At 69.3% G+C, this 25,234-nt stretch carries 24 protein-coding genes; 11 read left to right on the top strand and 13 right to left on the bottom strand.

The genetic code is table 11. The features are described 5' to 3' along the window. Nucleotides 1-139: 139 nt before the first annotated feature. Entirely contained in the window at nucleotides 140-973 is an 834-nt protein-coding gene (locus ABD235_RS25605) for an SMP-30/gluconolactonase/LRE family protein (protein ID WP_344178398.1), read from the top strand. A 73-nt stretch (nucleotides 974-1,046) separates the two neighbouring features. Beyond that, a complete protein-coding gene (locus ABD235_RS25600) occupies nucleotides 1,047-2,468 on the top strand; it encodes an aromatic amino acid lyase (protein WP_344178396.1) in 1,422 nt (473 codons plus the stop codon). Between the two features lie 177 nt (nucleotides 2,469-2,645). Here ABD235_RS25600 and ABD235_RS25595 read toward each other — a convergent pair whose 3' ends face one another. From ABD235_RS25595 to ABD235_RS25570, 6 genes are all read right to left on the bottom strand, one after another. Next, nucleotides 2,646-3,578: a PE-PPE domain-containing protein gene (locus ABD235_RS25595; RefSeq protein WP_344178394.1), complete on the bottom strand. Its 933-nt coding sequence runs from the start codon at nucleotides 3,576-3,578 to the stop codon at nucleotides 2,646-2,648. Between the two features lie 173 nt (nucleotides 3,579-3,751). Beyond that, entirely contained in the window at nucleotides 3,752-4,879 is a 1,128-nt protein-coding gene (locus ABD235_RS25590) for an SGNH/GDSL hydrolase family protein (RefSeq protein ID WP_344178391.1), read from the bottom strand. A gap of 194 nt (nucleotides 4,880-5,073) precedes the next feature. Further along, complete coding sequence (locus ABD235_RS25585) at nucleotides 5,074-6,294, bottom strand: SGNH/GDSL hydrolase family protein (protein ID WP_344178389.1); 1,221 nt, start codon at nucleotides 6,292-6,294, stop codon at nucleotides 5,074-5,076. Nucleotides 6,295-6,344: 50 nt separating this feature from the next. After that, a complete protein-coding gene (locus tag ABD235_RS25580) occupies nucleotides 6,345-7,196 on the bottom strand; it encodes a hypothetical protein (protein ID WP_344178388.1) in 852 nt (283 codons plus the stop codon). A gap of 223 nt (nucleotides 7,197-7,419) precedes the next feature. Then, nucleotides 7,420-8,097, bottom strand: coding sequence for a response regulator (locus ABD235_RS25575; protein WP_344178385.1), 678 nt, complete (start codon nucleotides 8,095-8,097; stop codon nucleotides 7,420-7,422). Beyond that, nucleotides 8,094-10,640: a sensor histidine kinase gene (locus tag ABD235_RS25570; RefSeq protein WP_344178382.1), complete on the bottom strand. Its 2,547-nt coding sequence runs from the start codon at nucleotides 10,638-10,640 to the stop codon at nucleotides 8,094-8,096. Before ABD235_RS25570 ends, ABD235_RS25575 begins: the two co-directional genes overlap by 4 nt. Nucleotides 10,641-10,791: 151 nt before the next feature. Between ABD235_RS25570 and ABD235_RS25565 the strand changes: the two genes are divergently transcribed. Continuing rightward, nucleotides 10,792-11,430, top strand: a complete 639-nt coding sequence (locus ABD235_RS25565; RefSeq protein ID WP_344178380.1) for a hypothetical protein — start codon at nucleotides 10,792-10,794, stop codon at nucleotides 11,428-11,430. A 199-nt stretch (nucleotides 11,431-11,629) separates the two neighbouring features. Here the strand turns inward: ABD235_RS25565 and ABD235_RS25560 are convergent, their stop codons facing one another. After that, complete coding sequence (locus ABD235_RS25560; RefSeq protein ID WP_344178378.1) at nucleotides 11,630-12,025, bottom strand: RidA family protein; 396 nt, start codon at nucleotides 12,023-12,025, stop codon at nucleotides 11,630-11,632. A gap of 80 nt (nucleotides 12,026-12,105) precedes the next feature. Here ABD235_RS25560 and ABD235_RS25555 point away from each other — a divergent pair, with 80 nt between their 5' ends. The 4 genes from ABD235_RS25555 to ABD235_RS25540 all read left to right on the top strand — a co-directional run bounded on the left by ABD235_RS25555 (nucleotide 12,106) and on the right by ABD235_RS25540 (nucleotide 15,907). After that, on the top strand, nucleotides 12,106-13,221 hold the full coding sequence (locus ABD235_RS25555) for a TIGR03118 family protein (protein ID WP_344178375.1): 1,116 nt from the start codon (nucleotides 12,106-12,108) through the stop codon (nucleotides 13,219-13,221). 311 nt (nucleotides 13,222-13,532) lie between these two features. Then, a complete protein-coding gene (locus ABD235_RS25550) occupies nucleotides 13,533-14,228 on the top strand; it encodes a helix-turn-helix domain-containing protein (RefSeq protein ID WP_344178373.1) in 696 nt (231 codons plus the stop codon). After that, on the top strand, nucleotides 14,221-15,012 hold the full coding sequence (locus ABD235_RS25545; protein ID WP_344178371.1) for a hypothetical protein: 792 nt from the start codon (nucleotides 14,221-14,223) through the stop codon (nucleotides 15,010-15,012). The genes ABD235_RS25550 and ABD235_RS25545 overlap by 8 nt, the downstream gene beginning before the upstream one ends. 85 nt (nucleotides 15,013-15,097) lie before the next feature. Next, nucleotides 15,098-15,907 carry a class I SAM-dependent methyltransferase gene (locus ABD235_RS25540; RefSeq protein WP_344178369.1) on the top strand — a complete coding sequence of 270 codons (810 nt, stop codon included), beginning with the start codon at nucleotides 15,098-15,100 and terminating at the stop codon, nucleotides 15,905-15,907. A 282-nt stretch (nucleotides 15,908-16,189) separates the two neighbouring features. Here the strand turns inward: ABD235_RS25540 and ABD235_RS25535 are convergent, their stop codons facing one another. The 3 genes from ABD235_RS25535 to ABD235_RS25525 all read right to left on the bottom strand — a co-directional run bounded on the left by ABD235_RS25535 (nucleotide 16,190) and on the right by ABD235_RS25525 (nucleotide 18,357). Further along, on the bottom strand, nucleotides 16,190-16,528 hold the full coding sequence (locus ABD235_RS25535; protein ID WP_344178367.1) for a hypothetical protein: 339 nt from the start codon (nucleotides 16,526-16,528) through the stop codon (nucleotides 16,190-16,192). Nucleotides 16,529-16,752: 224 nt separating this feature from the next. Next, entirely contained in the window at nucleotides 16,753-17,316 is a 564-nt protein-coding gene (locus ABD235_RS25530) for a cysteine dioxygenase (RefSeq protein WP_344178365.1), read from the bottom strand. Between the two features lie 102 nt (nucleotides 17,317-17,418). Next, nucleotides 17,419-18,357: an amidohydrolase family protein gene (locus ABD235_RS25525; protein WP_344178363.1), complete on the bottom strand. Its 939-nt coding sequence runs from the start codon at nucleotides 18,355-18,357 to the stop codon at nucleotides 17,419-17,421. Nucleotides 18,358-18,467: 110 nt separating this feature from the next. Here ABD235_RS25525 and ABD235_RS25520 point away from each other — a divergent pair, with 110 nt between their 5' ends. Then, nucleotides 18,468-19,481: a LacI family DNA-binding transcriptional regulator gene (locus tag ABD235_RS25520; RefSeq protein WP_344178361.1), complete on the top strand. Its 1,014-nt coding sequence runs from the start codon at nucleotides 18,468-18,470 to the stop codon at nucleotides 19,479-19,481. Between the two features lie 114 nt (nucleotides 19,482-19,595). On the opposite strand, the gene ABD235_RS25515 is transcribed toward ABD235_RS25520, so the two are convergent. Next, a complete protein-coding gene (locus ABD235_RS25515) occupies nucleotides 19,596-21,041 on the bottom strand; it encodes a GAF domain-containing protein (protein WP_344178359.1) in 1,446 nt (481 codons plus the stop codon). Nucleotides 21,042-21,154: 113 nt separating this feature from the next. Between ABD235_RS25515 and adh the strand changes: the two genes are divergently transcribed. Both adh and ABD235_RS25505 read left to right on the top strand, forming a co-directional pair. Continuing rightward, a complete protein-coding gene (gene adh, locus ABD235_RS25510; protein WP_344178357.1) occupies nucleotides 21,155-22,678 on the top strand; it encodes an aldehyde dehydrogenase in 1,524 nt (507 codons plus the stop codon). Nucleotides 22,679-22,686: 8 nt separating this feature from the next. Beyond that, nucleotides 22,687-23,064, top strand: a complete 378-nt coding sequence (locus ABD235_RS25505) for a DUF779 domain-containing protein (protein WP_344178355.1) — start codon at nucleotides 22,687-22,689, stop codon at nucleotides 23,062-23,064. A 46-nt stretch (nucleotides 23,065-23,110) separates the two neighbouring features. Here the strand turns inward: ABD235_RS25505 and ABD235_RS25500 are convergent, their stop codons facing one another. Both ABD235_RS25500 and ABD235_RS25495 read right to left on the bottom strand, forming a co-directional pair. Beyond that, the gene (locus tag ABD235_RS25500) at nucleotides 23,111-23,608 is read right to left on the bottom strand and encodes a hypothetical protein (RefSeq protein ID WP_344178352.1); all 498 of its coding nucleotides are present in this window, start codon (nucleotides 23,606-23,608) and stop codon (nucleotides 23,111-23,113) included. Further along, nucleotides 23,605-24,018 carry an RbsD/FucU family protein gene (locus ABD235_RS25495; RefSeq protein WP_344178350.1) on the bottom strand — a complete coding sequence of 138 codons (414 nt, stop codon included), beginning with the start codon at nucleotides 24,016-24,018 and terminating at the stop codon, nucleotides 23,605-23,607. Before ABD235_RS25495 ends, ABD235_RS25500 begins: the two co-directional genes overlap by 4 nt. Nucleotides 24,019-24,131: 113 nt before the next feature. Between ABD235_RS25495 and ABD235_RS25490 the strand changes: the two genes are divergently transcribed. Next, nucleotides 24,132-25,115 carry a hypothetical protein gene (locus ABD235_RS25490; RefSeq protein ID WP_344178348.1) on the top strand — a complete coding sequence of 328 codons (984 nt, stop codon included), beginning with the start codon at nucleotides 24,132-24,134 and terminating at the stop codon, nucleotides 25,113-25,115. The last annotated feature ends 119 nt before the right edge of the window (nucleotides 25,116-25,234 follow it).

The following is a 25,234-nucleotide window of genomic DNA, read 5'->3' as shown; positions in this document are numbered from 1 at the left end:
GGCCCCGGCCCCGCCCGAGACCAGGCACGGCCGCCGCTCGACCCGGCGACCGCTGCCACCCGGCCCGCTGATCCCACCCTCCCCCAGGATCGGCGGGCCTACCTTTTTGCCTGAACCAGTGGCGGGTTAGCGTGCGGCGGTGTCCATCACGGCGTACCACCTGCCCGGCGACCGCGTCCGGCCCGAAGGCATCACGCTCGGTCCGGACGGCACGTTCTTCGCGGGCAGCAGCGCGGACGGGACGCTGTACCGCTGCGCTCTCGACCAGCCGGTCGCCGAGATCTGGTCCCCGGCCGGAACCGACGGACGAACTGTCGCGCTCGGTCTGACGATCGCGCCCGACGTGCTGGTCGTCTGTGGCGGCAAGACGGGCGATCTCTTTCTGTACGACGTGGCGAGCCGTCGGCTGATCTCCCGGCGACACGTCGACGGGTACCTCAACGACGTCTGCGTGGTCGGCGAACATGCCTACGCGACGGACTCCTCGCGTCCGGTGGTCTGGCGCTTCGACCTTGGATCCGACTCGGCGCCTCTTGTGCTGGAGCTTCCCGCTGCCGGCCCTGACGCCTATCTCAACGGGATCGTCGCGACTGCCGACAGCAGCGCGCTGGTGATCGCTGCCCAAGGCACCGAGATCCTCTGGCGCCTCGGCCTGGGCGACTTGTCGACGACCGCGCTCGCGACCGGATTCGCCGGTGACGGGCTGCTGCTGATCGGCGACACCCTGATCGGCGTGTGCAACGAGGGCGACAGCATGGCGACGGCCGAGTTCTTCCTGGCCGCGCTCGAGCTCTCGCCCGACGGGCGTACGGCGAGCCCGCTGGGCCGGCACACCGCTCCCGCCTTCGACACGCCCACGACCTTGGCGACGGACGGCGAGCGGCTGCTGATCGTGAACAGCCAGTTCGCCAAGGGTGCCGCGGCGGCGCCGCCGTACGAGGTGATCGCGATCCCGGTGCCGCGCTTCGCATAGCTGTCTCGGATGCGAGACGGGAACGTTGGCGTGGTGCTTCAGCCTGTGGGCGGGCAGGTCTCACACTGTGGCTGTGGAGCCGATCGAGCTTTCCGGGGCCGGGCTGACGCCGCTGACCGCTGTCGGCCTCGGCCAGCGCCGTACGCCGGTCCGCCTGGGCGAGATCGCCCGCAAGCGGATGGCCGACTCGGCTGCGGCCGTCACCGAGATCGCGCGGCACCAGCCCGTGTACGGGCGCACGACCGGCGTCGGCGCGAACCGCGACGTGCTCACCACCGACCCCGAGCACGGGACCCGGTTGCTCCTGTCGCACTCGACGACCGGCACCACGCCGTACCCGCGCGACGTCGTCCGGCTCGGCCTGCTGATTCGCGTCAACCAGCTCGCATCCGGTGGCTCCGGGCTCGCGGCGGAGGTCGCCGAGGCGATCGTTCGGCTGCTCAACGAGGACGAGCTGCCCGATCTGCATCGCGGTGGTGCGATCGGCACCGGCGACCTCGGTCCGCTCGCCGAGCTCGGGCTCGCGCTCGGCGACGTGATCGACGGGACCAGCGCGCTGCCGTTGCTGTCGAGCAACGCGATCACGCTGGCCGAGTGCTGCCTGGCGTACGTCGAGGCGGCGACGCTGATCAACGTCGTACCGCTGGTCGGTGCGCTCGCTCACGTCGCGATGCGCGGCAACGCGGAGGTGTACGACGTGCGCGTGCACGAGGCGCGCCCGCAGCCCGGTCAGGTGCGTGTCGCCAACCGGATGCGTGGGCTGCTCGCCGGTCTGCCGCTGGCGCCTGCGCGGATCCAGGATCCCTTCGGTTTGCGGGCGTTTGCTCAAGTGCTGGGCCCCGCGGTCGATCATGTCGACGCCTTGGGCAACGCGTTGATGATCGACATCAACGCCTCGGCCGAGAACCCGTTGGTTGCCGGAGGCACCGTCCTGCACAACGGCAACTGGCACGCGATGCCGATCGCCCTCGCGCTCGACTCGCTCCGCCTCAGCCTGCACAGCGTCGCGACTCTCTCCACCTCCCGCGTCGCGAACCTGGTCGACCCCGACTTCACCGGCCTGTCCCGCTTCCTCGCCAGCGGCGCCGAAGCCAGCTCGGGCGTGATGATGATCGAGTACGTCGCCCACGACGCCCTCGCCGCCGTCCGCTCCACCGCCCAGCCGGCCACTCTCGGCACCGCCACCCTCTCCCGGGGCGCCGAACATCATGCAAGCTTCGCTCCCCAGGCGGCCGTCCTCACCACCCAACTCCTCGACGCCCTGCGGGAGGTGCTGGCGTGCGAGCTGGTCACCGCCGTACGAGCCATCCGCCTGGCCGGCTTCACTCCCGAGGATCTGGCGCCGTCTGCAGTTGGCCCCTGGCTGGCAGACGCCCTGGCGGCCCTCCCCCCGGCGCTCGCGGACCGCTCCCTCCGAGACGACCTGGAGATTGCGAGAGGGCTCATGACCCAGTGGGGCGATCGCCAAGTCGAGCACCCCGCCGAATCCGCCTGACCCTCGGCTGCGCCGAGGGTCAGGCGGGGTGGGGGAAGGGAGCCTGTCGCCCCGAGCCCACTCGGCTGCGCCGAGGGGCGACCGCGCTCGGCTCGGCCCCTGCCAACGCGCCCTGGTCGGGTCGACCGAGCCGGCCGTCGTACAGCGTGCACCAAACGCCTGGCGCAGTTCCCCGGGTTAAGCAGCAGCCAGTAGGCGGAACCAAGGCTGGTTTGCCAACGCTGCAAGGGCTTCTGGGGAGGCTACTGTGCCCAGGGAGTTGCGGGCGGTGATGGCTGCTTGTCGGGCCGGCCCGTCGCCGAAGAGTTGTTGCTGGATCTGCCACGGGGTGCCGATGGGGAGCGGCAGCGGGGCGCCGTACGGGATTCTTGGGTTCTGGGGGTGCAGCGTGACGCCGTTGCCCGTGTCGCGGATCGGGTCGAGGTCGTAGGCGTGGTCGCCGGAGGCGTAGCCGATCAGGCCGTTGGCGAAGGCGGCGAGGTTGGTGATCAGGTTGGTGGAGTTGCAGATGCCGTCGTTCTCGTTGCAGACCTCTCGGACGGCGATACCGGCGTACTGGTGCGGGCCCTGCATGGTGACGCCGGGCAGGACGGTCGGCAGGTTGGTCTCGATGCCGCCGGCGACGCCGCCGCGGCCGCCGGGGCCGAAGGGGCGGCGGGGATTGCCGTAGAGGACGCCGTTCAGTTGCGCGTGCGGGATCGCCGACGACTGCGCGAACCGTTCGAGAACGTTGCCTGCGACAACAGCTCCTTCGGAGTACCCAGCCAGTGTGAGCTGCGACCCAGGGCAGCGCCCGTGGAAGTCGTTCACGGCCGCGGTCAGCTTGCCGACCCCTTCGGCCACCGACGCGTCCAGCGCCAACCGATCGACGACCGGAAAGACTCCCGCGTAGTACGGCACCTGAATCACCTGTACGCCGGCCGGCACGTTGTGGTTGAACCGCGAGTTGTTCCAGTTCACCAGCGACTCACCCGCCGTGTAGCCGTCAGTCTGGAAGACCGCCGTCGCCGGACAGGCCTCGGCCGCCGCCTCGGACGTCGCCACCACCCCGCCGCCCACGACCAACGCGACCACACCAACCACTCGGGCAATCGATTTCTCACCACGCATGAAGCACTCCTCCATCAGAGAACGGAATGTCGGCAGCGTGCCGAGAACCCCGCCACCGATTCAACCCCCACCAGACCGTCCGGCCCCCGACCCAGCACGGAAAACGCGCAGGTCAGAGGCCGGACAACCGTTCTCCACAACGGATGCCGCCTATTCCAGCAGCATCGAAAAGCTCACCGGCTCAGCGCCGCCAAATCGAACGCGGCAGCCATCGCCTTGAACCCTTCGGCGTTCGGGTGCAGGTGATCGCCCACGTCGTACGCCGGCAACATCTTCCCCGGCGCGGCGGGATCCCGCACCGCCTTGTCGAAGTCCACGACCCCGTCGTACTCGCCCGACGTCCGGATCCACTGGTTCAGCGCCTGCCGGTCGGCCTCGCCCTCGACCGAGTAGTACCCGGCCCCCTCGTACGGCGTCAGCGTCGCCCCGAAGACCTTCAACCCGGCCTCGTGCGCCCGCTGGATGAACTGCCGGTGCACCGCGATCAGCTCGGCCGGATCCGTCGCGCCGCGGCTGTTGCCGATGTCGTTGATCCCCTCCAACAACACCACACTTCGAGCACTCGTCTGCCCGAGCACGTCCCGGTCGAAGCGCGCCAGCGCCGAGTCGCCCGCCGTACCGGCGTTGGCCAGCAGCCGGTTCCCGCTGATCCCCGCGTTCAGTACGCCGAGCTCACGCCACGCCGGCTGGGCCAGCAGCCGATCGGCGAGCTGATCCGGGTAGCGCAGGTTCTTGTCGATCGGCGACACGACCCCGTCGGTGATCGAGTCCCCGAACAGCACGACCGATCCCCGCACCCGGCTCTTCACGTCGACGCCCTCGATCACGTACCGGGCCGCGCCCGGGATCGCCGTGTACGCCGGCCCCGCCTCGCCGGTCTGATCGCCGCCGGCCACGAAGCCCGTCGCGTACCCCGCCGGGTGCTGCGTCAACGGCCCGGTCGGCCCGGGGAAGTAGGTGCTGATGACGAGGTCGGTGTCGTCCGGCACCTGCAGCCGCACCGGGTCGGAGATCCACTCGGTGCCGACCGGGATGGTGACCGCGGCCTGACCACCGAAGGTCACCGGCTTGAGCTTCGACGGATCGACGGTCGGCGTACCGGCCAACGCGTCGGCCCGCGGAGTGACGGTCACCTTCCCGACCTTCAAGGGAGTGGTCCCGTAGACGTTCGACAGCCTGAGCCTCAGCTCGGAGCCACCGACGGACAAGTGTGCGACCTGCCGCAGGGTCGTGTCGGTGACGCCGGTCGCCGACAGCCCCGACGTACCGGGCGGCGTGACGGCAACAGCCCAAGTACCCACCCAATCAGCCCCGAAGGACGGTTCGGCCGAAGCAGGAGCGAGGGGAACAACGACAAGCAGAGCAGCAGCGGTGACAACCAGTTTGCGCAACGGGCGCATGACAGCACCTCTCGTGGGACGGACACGTAGCTCGATTCCACGCAGCACGCTCCGGGATCGCAACCCTACGGTCGGTGAGCGGTCGGTCCCCTGCGTTAAGAGGTCAGCGCGTCCAGATCGGCCGCGTGCGCCATCGCCGTGAAGCCCTTCGCGTTCGGGTGCAGGTGATCCCCGCTGTCGTACCCGGGCGCGAGCCGCAACGGCTGGTACGGATCGCGCACGGCGTGCTCGAACTCGACGTACCCGTCGTACTCGCCGGCCGTCCGGATCCACTGGTTCAGCGCCTGCCGCGCGACCTCGCCGCCGACGGTGTAGTGATCGGCCGCCCAGTACGGCGTGAGCGTCGCGCCGTACACCCGAAGCCCGGCGGCGTGCGCCCGGGCGATCAGCTGGCGATGCGCGTTGATCAGCTGCGCGCCCGAGATCGTGCCGTTGCCGGCGCGGATGTCGTTGATCCCTTCGAGAATCACGACGGCCCGGACGCCGCTACGACGCACCACGTCGCGTTCGAACCGGCCGATCGCGGCCTCGCCGGAGACGCCGCCGTTGACGAGCAGCCGGTTGCCGCCGATGCCGGCGTTCACCACGGCGTACCGGCGCTTGAGCAGCCGGTCGGCGAGCTGGTCCGGGTACCGCAGGTTCCGGTCGACCGGCGACGAGGCGCCGTCGGTGATCGAGTCGCCGAACAGCACGATCGCGCCCTCGGCCGGCGTTTTCACGTCCACGCCGGTCAGCACGAACCGCGCCATCCCCGGGATCTTCTTGTACGGCGCACCACCCGCGCCAGTCTGGTTCCCGACCGCGCTGAAGGCCGACGCGTACCCGGCCGGGTGCTGCGTCAGCGGCCCGGTCGGCCCGGGCAAGTACGTGCTGATCACGACGTCGCTGTCGTCGCCGATCGGCAGGTCGACCGGGTCCGACACCGACTCCGCGCCGACCGGGATCGTGACCGCGGCGCGGCCGCCGTACGTGACCGGGACGCTCTTCAGCAGTTCGAGGTTCGGCGTACCGGCACCGCCCTTGCGGGGTGCGACCGAGCTCGCGCCGACGACCAGCGGCTGCTTGCCGAAGCGGTTGGACAGGCGCAGCCGGATCGAACCGCCGCCGAGCGAGAGGTGCGCGACCTGCCGGATCGTGGTGTTCCGGACGCCGGTCGCCGACGGCCCCGTCGTACCGGCCTGCGTCATCGCGACACCCCAGCTCGCGACCCAGCCGTCCGTCGGCGCGATCCGCGCGGGGGCCTGCGGCGCCGGGGCTCCGGGCAATGAGGAGGCCACCATCGCGATCGCCGCGATCAGCGACTGCATCCAGCTCATCGGGGCGGCCTCACCGGCTCCATTCTTCCACAGCCGGGGCGCGAGTTCATTCAGTCGATTGACAAGTTCCCGTTCAGTTGGAGGCTGCGCAGCGCCGCCACCGTGACGACCCCGCGGTACTCCAGCGTCGCCATCGGGCCCGGCGGTTCCCACGTGATCGCCCAGCCGCCGTCGGCCTGCTGGTCGGCGAGCAACCGGTCGAGATGGCCGTCGATCTGCTCCTGCGTGAAGAGCTGCCGCCAGCGGCTGTCCGGTGTCGGCGCGAAGTGCAGCGGCGTCACGCCGTACGACGGATCGTCGGCGTTGGCGCGGTACGTGGACAGCTTCGGCAGCCAGTCCCGGATCCGGTCCAGGTCGACGTCCGGCTGATGCTCCAGGAACTGCAGCGTCTCCAGCATCGCGTGCCCGTCCGTCGGCAGTCCCTTGGCCAGCTCGGCCTTGCACCACTCGGCCGCCTGGTCACGCCACGGGTGCTCGAACCCGAGCGTGTACAGCCGCCCTACCAGTCCCGCGGTCGGGTTGAGCCCCGGTACGTAGGTCCAGTCGGACATGTGTTCGGCCCGCGGGTACCCCTCGATCGCCGGGCTGCACAGCGACACCGCGCCCTCCGGCGTCGCGACCGACTGCAGCCAGTCGCAGGCCGCGCCGATCAGCTCGTCGTCCCGTACGCCGGCCGCGATCATGTCGTCGAACGCGGTCTCCACGTCGAGCGCCGTACTGTCCGGGCACCGCTTGTCCGGCTCGAGCGCGTGGCCGAACCCGCCGTCGGCGTTCCGGTACCCGCGCAGCGCGTCCAGGACGCCGTCGCCGTCAGCACCCTCGAACAGCGTGGCGAACAGCCGCCGCTCGACCAGCCGCGCGTCACGCCTGACGAACTCCCGACCACCCTCGAAGATCTCCATGCACCCACCCTGCCAACTCACGCGCCGGATGTCTTACAGGAATCGGACGCCCGCGGGTGTTCAGGACCAGCCGCGGCGTGTGAAGACGAAGTAGAGGCCGCAGCTGACGACCAGCATCAGCAGCAGCGCGTACGGGTAGCCGACCTTCGGCCGCTGGTGCGCCGCGATCGTGTCGTCGACCGCGAGCCGGCGTTGTCGATGATCGCCATCGGCGCATCTCCCCTCAGGGTTCGAAGCGGTAGCCCATGCCGGGTTCGGTGCGCAGGTGCTGGGGTCGGGCCGGGTCGGCCTCGAGCTTGCGGCGGAGCTGACCCATGTAGAAGCGCAGGTTGCCGCCGGCGGTCTCGTAGCCCGGCCCCCAGACCTCGGTGAGGAGCTGGCGCTGGGACATCAGTTTCCCGGGGTGCCGGACGAGCACCTCGAGCAGGTGCCACTCGGTCGGCGTCAGCCGGACCTCGTCGCCGTTGGTCATCGTGACCCGCTTGGCCGCGAGATCGACCTCGGCGTCGCCGACCGTGACCACCGGCTCCTCGGCCACGGTGCCGCTGCGACGCAGTACGGCGCGCATCCGGGCCAGCAGCTCGTCGATCCCGAACGGCTTGGTGACGTAGTCGTCGGCGCCGGCGTCCAGCGCCTCCACCTTGTCGGTGCTGTCGGTCCGGCCGGACAACACCAGGATCGGCGCCTCGGTCCAGCCGCGCAGCCCGCGGATCACCTCGACGCCGTCGAAGTCCGGCAGCCCCAGATCGAGAATGACCAGATCGGGCGGGTGCTGCGCGGCCACCTTGAGCGCCGCCGTCCCGCTCCCGGCCACGTGCACCTCGTACCGGCGCGCCTTCAGGTTGATCTGCAAGGCGCGCACGATCTGCGGCTCGTCGTCGACCACCAGCACTCTGGTCACAGGGCTCCCCGCTCGAGGCGGCCGGGTACCGGCACGTCGTTCATTGTTGCTGAAGGCATCGAGACGACCATGGTCAGACCCCCGCCCGGCGTGTCCTCCGGCCGCAGCGAGCCGCCCATGGCCTCGGCCAGACCACGCGCCAGCGCCAGGCCGAGTCCGACGCCGGTCGTGTTGTCGGTGTCACCCAGTCGCTGGAACGGCGCGAACACCCGGTCCCGGTCCTCGGCCGGGATCCCCGGTCCACGATCGATCACCCGGATCTCCACCACGTCCCCCAGTGAACTCCCCGTCAGCAAGGGCCCGCGGCCTGGCGGCGAGTACCGGATCGCGTTGGCGAGCAGGTTGGCCACCACGCGCTCGAGCAACGCAGGGTCCGCCTCGACCAGCGGCAACCCCGGCGGCAGGTCGACCGTCACGTCGGCCGCGTCCTCACCCAGTACGCCGGGGAGGATCTCGTCCAGCGCCGTCGGCCGCGTGAACACCGGCAGCACCCCCGCCTGTAACCGGCTCAGATCCAGCAGGTTGTCGACAAGTCGGCTCAGCCGGTCGAGCGACTCGTCGGCCGTTTCCAGCAGCTCGTCCCGCTCGGCCGGGCTCCACTCGACGTCGGAGCTGCGCAGGCTCGTCACCGAGGCCTTCGCCGACGCCAGCGGCGAGCGCAGATCGTGGCCGACGGCCCGCAACAACGCCGTACGGAGCTTGTCGGCCTCGGCCAACGGCTTCGCCTCCGCGGCGGCCTCGGTGAGGCGGGCCCGATCGACCAGCGCGGCGGCGTGCGCTGCGAACGCGCCGACCAGGCGACGTTCGTCAGCGGCCAGCGAGCGGCCCTGCAGCACGAGCACCAGGTCGTCCCGGCCGGGAATCTTCGCGTCACCGTCCTCGGGCCTGCGGCAGGTCGGCGTACCGGCGGAGGCGATCGATCGCCAGGTCTCGGTCAGCTCGTCGGTGTCGACCCGTTCCATCAGGCAGGCCGACGTCATCCCGAACGCCTCGCGGACCCGCTCCAGCAGCGCGGGCAACGCCGTCTCGCCCCGCAGCACCGACCCGGCCAGCGTCGCGAGCGTCTCGGACTCCGCGGCGGACCGCGCGGCCTGCCTGGTACGCCGGGCCGCCCGGTCGACGACCGAGCTCACCATCGCGGCGACCAGGATGAAGATGCTCAGCGCGATGGCGTTGTTGGGCTCGGTGATCGAGAAGGACCGGGTCGGCGGCGTGAAGAACCAGTTCAGCACCAACGTGCCGGCGATCGCCGCCAGCATTGCCGGCCACAACCCGCCGACCAGCGCGACCACGACGACCGCGAGCAGGAAGGCGAGCACAGTGCTGGTCAGGTTGAGCGTGTCGCTGCCGGAGCCGAGCAGGAGGGCAAGCGCGGGCAGCAGCAGGATCGCGAGGCCGAAGCCGTAGATCAGCCGCATCCGCGACAGGCTCCCCTGCACCCGCGGCAACCGGCCGCGGCCCATCTGCGAGTGCGTGACGATGTGGACGTCGATGTCGCCCGACTCGCGGATCGACGTCGCGCCGATCCCGGGACCGGTGAGCAGCATCGACAGGAACGAGCGCCGGCTGCCGCCGAGGACGAGCTGCGTCGCGTTCTCTGCGCGCGCGAACGCGAGCAGCGCGTTCGGAACGTCCTCGCCGACGACCTGGTGGTAACTCCCGCCGAGGCTCTCGACGAGCTGCCGCTGCTGCGCGAGCCGGGCCGGGTCCGCGCCGGTCAGCCCGTCCGACCGCGTGACGTGTACGGCGAGCAGGTCGCCTCCCGCCGACCGGGCGGCGATCCGGGCCGCGCGCCGGATCAGCGTCTCGCCCTCGGGACCGCCGGTCAGCGCGACCACGACCCGCTCCCGCGCCTCCCAGGTCGAGTCGATGTCGTGCTGTTCGCGGTACTGCTGAAGCCCCGCGTCCACGCGGTCGGCCAACCACAGCAGCGCCAGCTCGCGCAGGGCGGACAGGTTGCCGATCCGGAAGTAGTTGCCCAAGGCAGCATCCACCTTGTCGGCGGCGTACACGTTGCCGTGCGCCATCCGCCGCCGCAGCGCCTCCGGCGCCATGTCGACCAGCTCGATCTGGTCCGCCGCCCGCACCACGCGATCGGGCACGGTCTCGCGCTGCGGCACGCCGGTGATCTTCTCGACCACGTCGTTGATCGACTCCAGGTGCTGGATGTTCACCGTGGAGATCACGTCGATCCCGGCGCTCAGCAGCTCGTCGACGTCCTGCCAGCGCTTCGCGTTCCGGCTCCCCGGAACATTGGTGTGGGCCAGCTCGTCGACCAGCGCGACCTCGGGCCGGCGGGCCAGCAAAGCCTCCAGGTCGAGCTCGGTGAAGCTCGCGCCGCGATGGTCGACGATCGCGCGCGGCACCACCTCCAGGCCGTCGAGCATGGCGGCGGTCTGCTCGCGCCCGTGGGTCTCGACGAAGCCGACGACCACGTCGGTCCCACGTTCGCGCCGCCGTCGTGCCTCGCCCAGCATCTTGTAGGTCTTGCCGACACCGGGCGCGGCGCCGAGATAGATCCTCAGCCGCCCGCGACCTGCCATGACTCCATAGTGTCAGGTCGGAACCCGGCGGACGCCGTACTCACAGCTCTCTCACAGAGGTGGTGGGTGGACCGGACTTCGCCGTGGCGGCCGCAGCCCACATACTTACGCCTGGCAATGAGAAGTCTTCGCAGAGTTAGGGAAGAACGCAGTGACTGAAGTGGACGACCAGCAGTTCCCCGCCCAGGGTTCCGAGCAGTTCTTCTCCGACGAGTCCCGCAAGGCGCTGGCCGAGGCCAGCCGGCTGCTCGCCGAGCGCCTCCAGGCCCACACCGAGGCCCTGCTGGCGATGACCGGCGACGAGGAGCAGGCCGTGCTCGACGAGCACAACGCCCAGCTCGAGGAGCTCGTCGAGGGCTGGAACGACGCCGTGTTCGAGCACACCGGTACGACGCCGCTGCTGCTCGACGACGAGATCGTCGAGGTGGACGACGAGGAGCCCGAGGAGCAGGACCACCTGATCAGCGTGGTGTCCCGGTTCGACCTGAAGGTGGTCGACCTGGAGGCCCTGCTCGACGCCGGCCGCGCCGCCCAGGAGCGGCACCCGGTCGAGCTCGACGAGTCCGGCGACCGCGACCCGGTCGACACCGCCGAGCAGGCCATCTACGAGATCAGCCGCGAAACCGGCGAAGCCTGGTTCGAGCTCCCCGGCGTCGACCTGGTCGCGGGCGCCCGGGCGTACGTCGTACCGGAGTACCCCTTCGAGCCCCTCGAAGCCGACGCCGACGACGTCATCACCGAGATCAGCGCCCCCAACGGCGTAGTAACCCACGCCGAAACCTGGGCGTAGCTGTTCGCGGCGGGGTGCGCGCTACGGCGATCCGCACCCCGCCGCCCCCAAGGCGCCGATCACCGCCGCCCGGGCACGCACGCCTGCCTCCCACCTGGGACTCTGCCCTCAACTTCTTTCCGCCGGCAGCGGCGAGAAGTTCCAGCAACGTCCCCCGGCGAACCCGCGGCGACCAGCCACAGGCCGTACGTCGTACGAACTAACCAACAGCAATGGCGTCGATCTCGAGCAACCACTCCTCCGCATAGATCTCGCAGATGAACACCGTCAACGCCGGCGCATGATCCCCGAGCACCTCCTCGCGGATCTTCGAGTTCGCCGCCCGGTACTGCCGATCGGACAGATGCGTGGTCACCTTCACCAGGTTCTCCACACTCATCCCCGCTTCCGACAGCACGGCGAGCACATTGCGCCACACCATCCGGCACTGGTCCTCGAAGTCCTCCGGGATCCGCCCCTGCTCGTCCCCCCACGGCACCTGGCCGCTGACGAACACCATCCGCCGGCCGCCGGTCACCTCGACACCATGCGTGTAGTTCCCGGTCGCCGCCGGCAGGATCGAGGGGTTCAGCGGAGTGATCGCGAGCTCGCTCATGCCGCAATGTCTACCACTGAACCGACCGACCGAACCGCTCGTGTGGGAGATGTTCAACCACCCACCCGAAGGACTGTGACATGTCGCTGCGCCGATCCCGCCGTTCAGCTCGGACAGGCACCATCGCACTCGCCACCGCCGTGACCGCCGGCCTGGCCCTCGTCGCCCCCAGCACCGCCAGCGCACACGGGTACCACCCGTCCGGCCACGACCTCGCCGTACAGCAGGTCAACCTCGTCTCCGACGTACCGGGCAAGGCCGCCCTCCTCGACCCCGACCTGGTCAACCCGTGGGGCCTGGCCCTCGGCGCGACCTCGCCCCTGTGGGTCTCGAACGCCGGTACGTCGTCCTCAACGCTCTACTCCGCCGCACCCGGCGCCACCACGGCGACCAAGGTCCCGACCGTCCGCGTGGACGTCCCTGCCCCCTCCGGCCAGGTCGCCAACGCCGGGACCGGCTTCGTCCTCACCAACGGCACCACCACCGCCCCCGCCCGCTTCATCTTCGCGACCCTCACCGGCTCGATCGCCGCCTGGGGCCCACCGGTCAGCCCGCTCATCGGCGCCGCTCAGATCAAGGCCACCGTCCCCGGTGCCGCGTACACCGGCCTGGCCATCTCCCCCACCAACGACGCCCTGTACGCCGCCAACTTCGCCCAGAACCGCGTCGACGTCTTCGACTCCACCTTCACCCGCACCAAGCAGCCCTGGTGGTCCTTCCGCGACCTGCACCTCCCGAAGGGCTACGCCCCCTTCAACGTCCAGACCCTCGGCACCCGCGTCTTCGTCACGTACGCCAAGGTCGACCCGAAGACCGGCCGCAGCGTCAACACCCGCGGCGCCGGCTACGTCTCGGAGTTCACCCCGGACGGCCACTTCGTCACCCGCATCGCCTCCCGAGGCACCCTGAACGCCCCCTGGGGCCTCGCCCTCGCCCCCGCTTCCTGGGGCAACCTCGCCGGCTCCCTCCTGATCGGCAACTTCGGCGACGGCCGCATCAACGTCCTCACCCCCAAGCCCCACGGCCGCTACACCACGTCCCAACTGAAGAACACCCAAGGCCACACCCTCGCAATCCCCGGCCTCTGGGCCTTGACCCCCGGCACCGCCACCACCGGCGGCACCGACGCCCTGTGGTTCTCCGCAGGCATCGCCAACGAAACCCACGGCCTGCTGGGCCTCCTGCGCCACCCGTAGCAGCAGGCAAAAGAACTGATGGAAAGAACAAGAACTTAGTTGGGTTGCAGACGGTTGCTGTCGACTCTCACTGCACGTCCGCTGTGGTGAGGGTCGCGGCAGCTAGCCGGGGCACGACGTCGGTGGCGCAATCTGCCCCACGATCAGCCCTCCCGAGACACCACACGCGGAGCCAAGCTCAAGGCATGTTGATCCAGACTGCACACCGGACGCCTCAATCGGCCTTGACACAAATAGACCGTTCTGGGGCCAATTGTGTTAACCTCAAAACCGACCACAGTCGGATGGGCCAGGCCAGTAGGGCGGTCGCGGTGGAGATCACTTCGCGGGAGGCGGCGCACACGCTGGGAATCGGCCAGCGGCGCGTCCGCAGGCTGGCCGCCGACGGCACCCTGCGCGGGCACCGGTTCGGCGGCGTCTGGCACGTGGACCGCGACGACGTCACGCGCAGGCAGGCAGCCACTCCCACCCGGGGACGGCCCTGGTCCGAGCGCATCTCGTGGGGCGCCCTGTGGTTGCTCTCCGGCCTGACGCCGGACTGGTTGGGCGACTCCGAGAAGTCACGCCTACGAAAGCGTCTCCGCGAGACCACCCCCGAGTCGCTCGCCTTGGCCGTCCGCCGGCGAGCACACGTCGAGCACTGCCGAATCCTCCCCGCCTACCTCGAGACGGTCACCAAGGAACAAGGCGTAGCCGCCGCAGGCTTGAGCGCCGCGGAATCTGCGGGGGCCGACATCCTCAGCATGGATCTGGCCGAGCTGTACTGCGACCGCCGTACGCGCGAGCAACTCTTCACCCGCTACGCGCTCACCACGACCAGCAGCAGTCCTAACCTCACCGTCCGAACGATCGAGGACCCCGCCCTCGTGCAAGCGCTACTCGCCTCCGGTACGACGATGCCGGACGCCGTCGTCGCCGTAGACCTCATCGAGTCGACCGACCCCCGGACGACCCACGCGGGCACCGAGTTGGCAGCGCACCTCCTGGCCGACTTCCGTCGTGCCTGAGCCCGACCCGACGACCACCTGCATCCTCCCGCCACTACCGCCGGCACTGGACAACCTGTGGGAGACGATCGTCGACCTCGGCGAAGCCCTGTCCGCCGACACATGGATGCTCGTCGGCGGACAGATGGTGATGCTGCACGGGCTGATCGCAGGCAGGGTCATGACACGCGCCACCAACGACATCGACATGCTCGCGGCGGTCCTGCTCCCGCCGTCGAAACCCAAGCTCACCGCGTGCGTTCGCACGGTCAAGGACCTCGGCTTCACACCCCTGGAAGCCAACGACCCCGACCTCCTCCATCGCTTCGTACGCCCGAGCGACGGATCCGTGATCGACATTCTCGCGCCGGATCACCAGTCCTGGCCACCGATCACCAAGCGGCCGCGGGCAACCCTCCGCATCGACGGCGGCACTCAAGCACTTCAACGCTCTCAGACAGTCCGAGTTGCCAAGGGCATCAGAACCACCGAGATCGCCATTCCCTCACTGCTCGGCGCACTTGTCCTCAAGGCCGCCGCCTTCAAGACCGAGAAGCTGCGCCCCGAACGCCACGTCTCCGACGCTGCCTTCCTCACCTCACTCGTCACCGACCCGATCACTCTCACAACGCATTTCAAAGGCAGCGACTACGGCCGAATTCTCTACCTGGACAGACATCTCGCAGACCCGAACCACGCCGCCTGGACCAGGCTCGGCCCCCACCGGGAAGATGCCATCACCACTTGGCGCATCCTCTGCAGTTCAAATCCCCACCTCAAGAAACGCGAGGAGATAGACCGCTGAGCCAGCTGCCACACAAGCCAATCTGCCCTCGAATGCCCCTCGATCTGCCCTCCTGAGACCGCGCCGCCGGCGGCAAGCTCGAAGGATGTTGATCGAGAGCGCGCTTCAGGCGCACTACGTGGAACGAGACGAAGGCCTTCGGCTGACGTCCACTGTGAAGGGCCAGTTCGAACTCGCCCGGATGCAACACCTCTTGGGCCGGTACCTACCGGATCCACCAGCACTGATTGCCGACATCGGAGGCGGCCCGGGCGTACACGCGCGCTGGCTGCAGGACCGCGGCTACTCGGTCGAGCTCCTCGACCTCATGCCCCAGCACGTCGACGAAGCTCGCGCAACGGGCATCGACGCGATCGTCGGCGACGCCCGCCAACTCCCCTGGGAAGACGAGTACTTCGACGCCGTACTGATGGCCGGCCCGATGTACCACCTCCCCGTCCTGGAGGACCGTCTCACGGCGATGCGCGAGGCCACCCGAGTCACGCGCCCCGGCGGTTTCGTCGCCGTAGTAGCCCTCAACCGAACCGCCAACCTGATCGGCGCGACACTCGCCAACGAACTCCAGCAACGCGAACAGATCGTCCGCGACCTCCTCGACACCGGCTTCACCCCCGCCAACGACCGCATGGCCGAAACCACGTACCACTCGGTCCCCCAACTCCGCCAGGAGATGACCGGCCTAGGCCTCCGCTCCATCACCATCCACGCCCTCACCGGCCCCGGCGGCTGGCTGACCGTAGCCCTCGACGCCCACTTCCAAAACCAACAACCCCCAAACACCCTCACAACCCCCGACCCCCTACAAACAGCCCTCCTCGCCTCCCACCTGGCCGACCGCTACCCCGACCTTGTCCCCGCCAGCTCCCAGTTCTTCGCAGTCGGCCAACGTGCTTGACCCCAAGTACGTTGACCTCACACACCTCGCCAAGGAGCAGTGGGGCCTCATCACGACAACCCCAGGCCAAGGCCAAGGCCGTCGGCTCCAGCAGCGAGGTCATTCGCCGATTCACACAAGCCGGCCTGCTGGATCGCGGCACCTCAGGCGTCTACCGCGCCTGCGCGACGATTCCCCCGAGGTCGTCTCCTACGCTCGACGGCCGCTGAACTGTACGAACTAGGCGACCTGGCGGCAAGCGGTCACTAGTTCACGTGCTGTCGAACTCATGAGCAGACCGCATTAAGCATCAGTTCGAAGAGGGCGGGCAATGCCCCCGGACAACCCACTGTGCTCTGAGGGCGTCCGTTCCAACCACCACTCGCCCGAGCGGATGCGCTCATCCATCAAGATCGCCCACGTATAAGACGCGCCCTGACGTTCCGGTATAGCACCAGGACCGGGCGCGGGCATGTCCGCCAACGCTCTCGCGAAGTTCGTCTTGGAGAGGTGACGAACCGTTCGATTGGTGCGTAGATAGTTGCCCGGCACTTCATAGACGAACGACAGGCCAGTGATGGTCAGGAACTCCTCGCCTGCGTGACGCCTGATGCGCTCCCACACGGGCTCGATGTCAGTCATGGTTGAGTATGCGACCCGGCTAGGCATGAGTCGACACACGTAGAGATCTGGCGCGTGACTGCAGAGGCCCTTCGCCACGGCGGACGTAAAGGTAGAACCCACCGCAACCACGCGCCGACCTAACTAAATTCTTCCTTGCTTTTCTGTCTTTGGTTCTGCTCTTTGTTCTTTGGTTCTGCTCTTTGTTCCTTGCTCTTTTGATTCTTTGCTGTCTTGCTGGTGGGTCAGTCGATGGGCCGGAGTTCGTCGGCGTACGAGACTGACGTTCGCTTGAGGACGCCGTCCTTGGCTGAGTACTGGCCCATGCGCCACAGTGGCGGGCTGTAGGCGTGGATGGTGACTGAGCCCTTGTCGAGGCCGACCACTCGGTGGATGTGGTCCGGGCCGAAGCCGAACACGTCGCCGGCTTTGATCTCGGTTTCGAGCGAGGCGGTGCCCAGGGCCAGGTTGTGCTCGACCAGGCGGCCTTGAGCGACGGCGACGGCGCCCGACGAGACGTCGTGGTCGTGCCAGCCGGTGTCGTTGACGGGGGTCCAGCAGATGAGCCAGACGTCGACGTTGGCGTCGCGGTGGAGGGAGGCGAAGACGCGCTCCTCGTCGCTGTAGGCGACCTTGTCTTCCCACAGGTGGGGCTGGGCGGCCAGGCCGCCGGCAAGCTCGGCGAGTTCGTCGGGGTCGAGATCGCGTCCCGGGAGGTTGTCCAGGGACAGACAGCCGTTCAGCTCCACGAGCCGGCTGGCCTGGCGCGCGGGAACGACGGGTGCGTCGGAAACGGGCTGAGCAGTCACTGCACTCCCCTCTCGGAGGATGCCGGCGTGGTGCCGGCGGATCGGTGGGCTCGCCGCTGGTCCGCAGCGAGTGGTTGCCCGGCGTACAGGACGCCGGAAGGCTCAGTACGACGGTGCGCCGCGCCCGAAGCCGATGCGGCCGGGAGCGTCGCGGGGTGGTGAGGTGCCGAACAGCAGGCGGTGCGGGTTGTCGTGGCGGATCACCGTCGTCGCGGCTTCGCCCTGGCGGAGTTCCGTGACTCCGGCGTACGGGCGGTCGGTGCCGTGGACGACTTGGTCGATGCCGAGGACCCGGGCGACCGCGTCGATGCCTTGCGGACCGTAGCTCGAGGTGTCGACGAAGAGCCGCGGGTCGATGGTGCCGAGGCGTCCACCGCGGGCCGACAGGCGTTCGTGATGCACGGGGGCGAGTCCGGCGGCGGCGACGAAGCACACGCGCAGGGCCGGGAAGGACTGACGGCCGGCGTACGCGTGCCAGGCCCACCAGGCGGCTTGCAGCTGGTTCACGTAGTCGACGACCGGGGCCCACCAACCGGGGAGCTGATCTGCCCCGGCCTGCCCTGCGATGCCCGGGTGGACGAGTACGGGTTTGTCGGCCTGCTCGGCGACAGCCAGTACGGGTGCCAGGGCGGCCCAACCGTCCGGCGTACCGAGCACGTGCGCCGGCAGCTGCACTCCGACGAAGCTTCCGGCCAGCAGCTCAGTGAGGCCTGCGAGATCGGGGTCAAGCAGAGAGACCGAAGCCCAGGCCCGAAACGGCGAAGGCAGCGCGGCCGCGCCGACGTGCCAGGCCTCCAGCAAAGCCGAATCGCCCAACTGCTCGACGCCCAGCGGGCTCGACAGGGAGACGGCCGCCAGCGACGTACCGGCGTCGAGTTCGAGCGCGACGCGCTTGTCGACCTCGTGGTCGGACGGATCGACGTCGTACGGCGGTTCGCCGAGGGTGTGCAGCGTCCAGCCGTCCAGGTACGGCGGCTCGCCGCGAGCCCGCAACCGGTCGACAAAGGCCTCCGGCCACAGATGCTGATGGACGTCGATCACGAGCTCACCTCCCACACGTCACGTTGAAGCGCTTCAAGATACGAGGAGTGAAGCGCTTCAAAGCGGTTCTTGTCAAGTTTCTGTCCACGGCAGCGCATAGGCTCGTCGGCATGTCCGGTACTGGCCGACGGCCGACCCTCAAGGACATCGCGGCTGACACCGGTCTCTCGATGGCCGCCGTCTCCTACGCGCTGCGAGGTCTGCACGGCACGCCCGAGACCCGGCAGCGGGTCCAGGAGGCGGCCGAACGGCTCGGCTACCAGGCCGATCCGGTCGCTCGCGCGCTCGCGTCCGGGCGCAGCGGTTCGGTCGGCGTACTGTGCGCGTCGCTCGAGGATCTGTGGCAGCAGCGGCTCGCCGCCGCGCTCGGACGGGAGCTGCTGGCGCCGGACCGGAACGCCTGGATCATCGACTCGGCCGGCGACGCCGACCGGCAGCTCGAGCTCGCCCAGCACCTGGTCGACCATCGCGCCGACGCGATCGTGGTGATTCCGATCGACCCGGCCGCCAAGGGCTGGGCGCCGATCGCCCAGCAGGCGCCGGTGATCGCGATCGGCGACGCGCTGCCGGCCGCCAAGGCGAAGTCGGAGGTCCTGTTCGACAACGAGCTGGGCATCAGTACGGCGCTCCGCCGGCTGGCCGACGCCGGTCACCGCGACGTCGCCGTCCTGACGCCGTCGCGCCGGGTCGAGGTGGATCGGCCGGCCGAGGAGATCGCGCAGCGGATCGCCGGTGAGCTGAAGCTCGACGTGACGATCGTGGCGTGTCCACATGATCTGACCGGCGCGACCGAGGTCGCCTGCGAGGTACTTCGCCGGACGCCGCGGCCAACTGGGATTCTCGCCCTGGCTGATTCGATGGCTTTCGGGGTGTACGCCGCGGCTGGTGAGCTCGGCATCGTCGTACCAGATGAGTTGTCCTTGCTCGGGTACGACGACCAGCCGATGTCCCAACTGCTCACGCCGCCGCTGTCCACCTTCCGCTGGCCGCTCGACGAGCTGGTCCAGGATGTGGTGGCGCGGGTCACTTCCGCCGTCGACACCAATCGGCGGGTGCGGCGGACGACGGTTGTACCGACCCTGATCGAGCGCGGCTCGGTCGCCGCCCCGCCCGCACCGGCGTGACGACGACCTTCGAGCCCCTGCATCCACAGGTCGAAACTAGACCAAATTAGTTGACTTAAATCCAGATCTCAGCATGTGAAACGTCTGCCCAGGAAGGCCGCGCACGGGGGACGGCTACTCGGCGAGGCGTTGGAGCCGGGCGGCAATCGCTGGGTGGCGGGGGTCGTCCGGGGCAAGCCGTAGGGACAGCAGCTCGAAGACCTCCAGATCCTCCGCGCCTGCTGAGGTCTGGGCGTAGCGCCAGAGGAGATCTGGATCAGCCGAGCCGAGGACCGCGCGGCGGAGCGTCGCGTCGAGTTCGTCGCGTTCGGCTCGGAGGGCCGGCGCGTCGGAGCGGACGAGGAGCGGGCCGGCGTACAGGTCGAGGGCCTGGGACAACTGGCCGCCCCGGATCAAGGCCTGGACGTCCGTGACGTCGCCGGTGACGTTCGCGAGGATGCGGTACGGCTTCGTGTCCAGTACGCCGGCGCCGAGCAGGGTGCGCAGCCGGTGCATCTCGGCGCGGACCGTGGTCGGGTTCCCCTCGTCGCCGTACAGCTGGAGCATCAACTGCTCGGCGGTGAGACCGGACGGGTGCAGAAGGAGCAGCGCGAGGACCTCAGCGCGGCGCAGCGTCAGTGGGATCTCGCGGCCGCTGACGACGGCGACGGGCTGCCGCGCGCCCAGCAACCGCAGTCGCAACGACGTACGCCGGCGGACCGCGCCCGGGATCCGCAGCAGGTACCCCTCGTCGAGCTGCTCGATCACGCCCTCGCGCCCGTCGCCGAGGTCGATCCGATCGGCACCAGCCGGTACGGCGAGCCGATCCGGCAACCACGCCAGCGGCTGTACGGCGAGCACCCGCCCGGTCGGCGTCAGCAGCGCGCCCGGCTCATCGCCCAGCGCGATCAAATGCCGCATGTTCCGGGCCCGCAGCACCTCGTCCGCCGCCGCCATCCGGACCCGCAACTGCCCCTCGGCCAGCCCGGCCGCCGCGGTCACGAGCGCCATCATGGCCGGATGCACGGTCCGCAGCGGCCCTGACACGTCGACCGCCCCGATCAGCTTCCCGGTGTCCGGGTCGTGCACCGGCGCGGCCGCGCACGTCCACGCGTGGATCCGCCGTACGAGGTGCTCGGCCGAGTGGATCTGCACCGGCTGGTCGGCCGCGAGCGCCGTGCCCATTCCGTTGGTCCCGATCGCGTCCTCGGACCAGATCGCGCCCTCGGACAGCGCGATCCGATCGGCCTGACGCCGTACGTCGGCCGCGCCCTCGCGCCACAGGATCAGCCCGCGCGCGTCGGTGACGATCATGATGTGGGACGCCTCGTCCGCGATCGTGGTCAGCGTCTGGCGCAGCACCGGCAGGACGGCGTGCAGCGGGTGCCCGGACCGGATCTCCTCGAGCTCCTCACCCGAGACCACGACCGGCGGCGCATCCAGCTCCGGGTCGACCAGCGCGGCCAGCGACCGCTGCCAGGACTCGGCGACGAGCGGCCGGGGCGCTTCGGGCACGCGGCCGCCGCTGAGCACCTCGTCGTAGAGCTCGCTCAGCCGCCGCGCCTGGTCCGGTGCGTCCACACCCAACCCTCACCCGGATCCGTACGCCGTTCAAGTCCACGGCGTGCAACGTTGATGCAACGTCGCCGCTCGTAGGTTGCGGAGCACGCCGCACCGCAGGAGCAGGAGGACCAATGACGATCTACGCCGCTCCCGGGCACGAAGGCAGCCCGGTCACCTACAAGTCCCGCTACGACCACTTCATCGGTGGTGAATGGGTCCCCCCGGCCAAGGGTCAGTACTTCGAGAACCCGACCCCGGTCACCGGCGAGAACTTCACCGAGATCGCCCGCGGCACCTCCGACGACGTCGAGGCCGCCCTCAACGCCGCGCACGGCGCCGCCCCGGCCTGGGGCCGGACGTCGGCTTCCGAGCGCGCGAACATCCTGAACAAGATCGCCGACCGGATCGAGGCCAACCTCGAGCTGCTCGCGGTCGCCGAGACCTGGGACAACGGCAAGGCCGTCCGGGAGACCCTGGCCGCCGACCTGCCGCTCGCGATCGACCACTTCCGGTACTTCGCCGGCGCGCTGCGCGCCCAGGAGGGCTCGATCTCGCAGCTCGACGACGACACGATCGCCTACCACTTCCACGAGCCGCTCGGCGTCGTCGCGCAGATCATCCCGTGGAACTTCCCGATCCTGATGGCGACCTGGAAGCTGGCCCCGGCCCTCGCGGCCGGCAACGCCGTCGTCCTGAAGCCCGCCGAGCAGACCCCGGCCTCCATCCACGTGCTGATGGAGCTGATCGCCGACCTGCTCCCGCCCGGCGTGCTGAACATCGTCAACGGGTTCGGCGTCGAGGCCGGCAAACCGCTTGCCTCCAGCAACAGAGTCGCCAAGGTCGCGTTCACTGGTGAGACCACGACCGGCCGGCTGATCATGCAGTACGCGTCGGAGAACATCATCCCGGTCACGCTCGAGCTCGGCGGCAAGAGCCCGAACATCTTCTTCGACGACGTCGCGAACAGCAAGGACGCCTTCTACGACAAGGCGCTCGAGGGCTTCACGATGTTCGCGCTGAACCAGGGCGAGGTCTGCACCTGCCCGTCCCGGGCGCTGATCCAGGGCGGCATCTACGACTCGTTCCTGGCCGACGCGAAGGCGCGCACCGAGGCGGTCAAGCAGGGCAACCCGCTGGACACCGACACGATGATGGGCGCGCAGGCCAGCAACGACCAGTACGAGAAGATCCTGTCCTACATCGACATCGGCAAGGCCGAGGGCGCGAAGGTGATCACCGGCGGCGAGAAGGCCGACCTCGGCGGGAACCTGAGCGGCGGCTACTACATCACGCCGACGATCTTCGAGGGCGACAACAAGATGCGGATCTTCCAGGAGGAGATCTTCGGCCCGGTCGTCTCGGTCACCCGGTTCGACGACTACGCCGACGCGCTGAAGATCGCCAACGACACCCTGTACGGGCTGGGCGCCGGGGTCTGGTCGCGCGACATCAACACGGCGTACCGGGCCGGACGGGAGATCCAGGCCGGCCGGGTCTGGACCAACTGCTACCACGCCTACCCGGCGCACGCGGCGTTCGGCGGCTACAAGAACTCGGGCATCGGCCGCGAGAACCACAAGATGATGCTCGACCACTACCAGCAGACCAAGAACCTGCTGGTCAGCTACTCGCCCGACAAGCTCGGGTTCTTCTAGGCCACGTGATGGTCGAGAGGGTTGCGTACACGGAGGAGGCGGCGGAGCTGCTCCGCCGCCTCACCGAGCTGCACGGACCACTGATGTTCCACCAGTCCGGCGGGTGCTGCGACGGCAGTTCGCCGATGTGCTACCCGGACGGTGAGTTCAAGACGGGGGCGGCGGACGTCCATCTGGGCGACCTGGCGGTCGACGGCCTCGACAAGCCGATCGGCTTCTGGATGTCGGCGAACCAGTTCGAGTACTGGAAGCACACCCACCTGACCGTCGACGTGGTCAAGGGCCGCGGCAGCGGCTTCTCCGTCGAGGCCCCCGAGGGCGTCCGGTTCCTGATCAGGTCCCGCCTGTTCAGCGACCAGGAGTCCATGGAGCTGGGCCTCCTCTAAGCGAGTGCCGACCGTCCGGTGGCGTTGCCGGGCGGCCGGCACTCTTTCACGCCCGTACGCCGTGCCGCAGTACGGCGTCGTAGACGTCGGTGCCGCCAATCAGCTCGGGGTATCCCGGGCACGTGCGCTTGAGCCGCAGGATCGCTTGCCGCTCCTCCTCGGTGATCCGCTGGAGCCGCAGCGCGTCGGCAACGTGCGGCCGTTCGATCACGTGCAGCCAGAAGGTCAGGTCGACCTTCCACTCCCCGACTCCCAGTACGGCGTAGAACCGCTCGTCGGTCAGCCGGGGCGTCGGACGTCGATCGCCGCGCTCGTCACGGACGTCAGCGGAGAGCAGGTCGCAGCGCTCGGCAACCGCACCCAGACCTGCCAGTACGCCGGACAGCGTGGCGGTCGGAGCGTCGAACATGACGTCCAGATCGCGCAGGACGATCAGGCCTGAGCGGGCGCTGCCGATGAGCTGAGGCGGGCCGTAGTCGGGGAACACCGTCTCCAGGCCGAGCTGGGCGAAGAGTTGGTGAGCTTCGGCCTGGAGACGGTTCACGTGACAACGCCCAGCGTCAGCAGGATGTTCGCGTACAGCCGCTGCTCGCCGGTCGCGACGGCGACCGCCAGCTCCGGGCTGCGCGCGGTGGCGTAGAAGTCCGCGCGCTGCAGCGGCTGCAACGGCGTACCGGGCAGCAGTTCGCGGAAGCGCTCGTACACGTCCGGCTCCTCGCCGGTCTCGGTCGCCATCACCCGCGCCGCCTCCACCGGTACGACGCCGAGCAGCGTCTCCAGCACGTCGTCCACCGGGATCTGCCCGGGCCGCAGGTTCAGCCAGATCGTCTCGACGCCCGGCGCGACCGCGGTCGCGTACGGATAGTTGCCGTCAGCAAGCAGTACGACGGAGCCGTGGCCGGCGCGGGCCAGCGCACCGAGCAGCGGCGGGTGGATCAGCGGGTAACGCAGCACCGGGGTCCTCCAGGAACACTGGATCAGGGTGGACTCAGGGTAGGCCCAGAACCACCCCTCGAAGGGTGCCTGGGCCGCTGTTCGGAGCCTGCAGACACCTCGACGATCGATTCATGACCACCACGAGGCCTGCCCCGCCGACACTTCCCGCCCTGCCCAGCAGCCCCCATCGATGGCACCGGCCACTCGTCGCCGTCTCGATCGCGCTCGCCGTACTGACGCTGGCCGGAATCGGCGGCGCGCTGTTCGACGACCGCGACCTGCTCGGCCACGCGATCTGGATGAAGCCGCTGAAGTTCATGATCAGCTTCGCGCTGTACTGCGTCACGCTGGCGTGGATGCTGTCCCTGCAGACCAAGGCCCGCCGGCTCGGCTGGTGGATGGGCACGGTCGTCGCCGCCGGAGTCGCCGCCGAGATGGTGCTGATCGTCGGCCAGGTCGTCGTCCGCGGCCGGCAGCTGCACTTCAACATGTCCACGCCCGCGGACAAGCTGATCCACGACATCATGGCCGGGACCGTCTACCTGATCTGGACCGCCGTCCTCGTGGTCGCGATCCAGCTGCTGTTCGACAAGCCCGGCGACCGGGCGCTGCGCTGGGGCATCCGGCTCGCGCTCGGTACGACGCTCGGCGGCATGCTGCTCGGCAACCTGATGTTCCGCGCGACGCCCGCCCAGCAGGCGGCGACCGACGCGACCGGCCGCGAGGACTTCTTCGGCTCCCACTCGGTCGGTGTCGAGGACGGCGGCCCGGGGATGCCGATCACCGGCTGGAGCACCGAGGGCGGCGACCTGCGGATCGGCCACTTCCTCGGCGTCCACGCCTTGCAGCTGATCCCGTTGGTTGCCTTGGGCCTCGTTCTGCTCGCCCGCCGGTACGCCGTACTGCGGCCGGAAGGTCCGCGGACGGCGCTGGTCGCGATCGGCGCCGCGTCGTACGGAAGCCTGATCTGGCTGGTCACCTGGCAGGCCCAGGGCGGCGAATCCCTCGTGCACCCAGGCCGTTCGACACTGTTCGCGTTCGGATCGTTGCTCACCGCGACCATTGTGCTGTCACTGGCAGTTCTGCACCGTGCACGAAGGACAACCCTCGACTAGACATATTTGTGCCGAATTCTCTTCCGCCGGGAACGGCGCAGGCTTAGGGTCGGCCCGGACGGGTCGTGGAGGGCGACTCGCGCACACAACTTCATGGAGCGTTTGTGAAAGTTTCAGGC

The sequence above is a fragment of the Kribbella lupini genome (genome assembly GCF_039529595.1).
GTDB classification, from domain to species: Bacteria; Actinomycetota; Actinomycetes; order Propionibacteriales; family Kribbellaceae; genus Kribbella; species Kribbella lupini.
The sequence above is the reverse complement of the archived record's forward strand: the minus strand, read 5'-3'. Positions and strand labels throughout refer to the sequence as shown.

Excerpts from the sequence above, each read along its gene's own strand:
- ABD235_RS25540 (WP_344178369.1), top strand. The coding sequence starts at position 15,098 with ATGTTGATCGAGAGCGCGCTTCAGGCGCACTACGTGGAACGAGACGAA.
- ABD235_RS25595 (WP_344178394.1), bottom strand. The coding sequence starts at position 3,578 with ATGCGTGGTGAGAAATCGATTGCCCGAGTGGTTGGTGTGGTCGCGTTG.
- adh (WP_344178357.1), top strand. The coding sequence starts at position 21,155 with ATGACGATCTACGCCGCTCCCGGGCACGAAGGCAGCCCGGTCACCTAC.
- ABD235_RS25560 (WP_344178378.1), bottom strand. The coding sequence starts at position 12,025 with ATGAGCGAGCTCGCGATCACTCCGCTGAACCCCTCGATCCTGCCGGCG.
- ABD235_RS25555 (WP_344178375.1), top strand. The coding sequence starts at position 12,106 with ATGTCGCTGCGCCGATCCCGCCGTTCAGCTCGGACAGGCACCATCGCA.
- ABD235_RS25585 (WP_344178389.1), bottom strand. The coding sequence starts at position 6,294 with ATGAGCTGGATGCAGTCGCTGATCGCGGCGATCGCGATGGTGGCCTCC.
- ABD235_RS25505 (WP_344178355.1), top strand. The coding sequence starts at position 22,687 with ATGGTCGAGAGGGTTGCGTACACGGAGGAGGCGGCGGAGCTGCTCCGC.
- ABD235_RS25520 (WP_344178361.1), top strand. The coding sequence starts at position 18,468 with ATGTCCGGTACTGGCCGACGGCCGACCCTCAAGGACATCGCGGCTGAC.
- ABD235_RS25570 (WP_344178382.1), bottom strand. The coding sequence starts at position 10,640 with ATGGCAGGTCGCGGGCGGCTGAGGATCTATCTCGGCGCCGCGCCCGGT.
- ABD235_RS25580 (WP_344178388.1), bottom strand. The coding sequence starts at position 7,196 with ATGGAGATCTTCGAGGGTGGTCGGGAGTTCGTCAGGCGTGACGCGCGG.
- ABD235_RS25490 (WP_344178348.1), top strand. The coding sequence starts at position 24,132 with ATGACCACCACGAGGCCTGCCCCGCCGACACTTCCCGCCCTGCCCAGC.
- ABD235_RS25535 (WP_344178367.1), bottom strand. The coding sequence starts at position 16,528 with ATGACTGACATCGAGCCCGTGTGGGAGCGCATCAGGCGTCACGCAGGC.